The following is a 263-nucleotide window of genomic DNA, read 5'->3' on the forward strand; positions in this document are numbered from 1 at the left end:
GGATTATCTGCCTGGCCGAATTCAGTGCCAGCTTCGAGCAATTGTATTTCAGTCTGGATGATCAGCGCGCCCGCCGTCAGCTCCACCAGACGCTGAACCAGATAGCCCAGCGCGCGCATCACAGATTACTGCCCGCGCAGCGCCCTTTTCTTTATTGCTTCAAGCAGTTACTGAGTGCCCGATTGCTGCTGGCGCAAGGCAAAACTCTGAAAGCCAAACGCCGTCTGCTGCTCGGCTTATCCGGCTATTTTGAACGCCTCAAT

The 263-nt window shown here is 55.1% G+C and carries 1 protein-coding gene; it reads left to right on the forward strand.

Going from position 1 to position 263, the window contains the following annotated elements; genetic code table 11:
* Positions 1–263, forward strand: a 263-nt coding sequence (locus R0J87_RS21565) for a hypothetical protein (RefSeq protein WP_498888855.1), incomplete at both ends; no start/stop codon positions are given.

The organism is Halomonas sp. SIMBA_159, assembly GCF_046536035.1.
GTDB lineage: Bacteria > Pseudomonadota > Gammaproteobacteria > Pseudomonadales > Halomonadaceae > Vreelandella > Vreelandella venusta_A.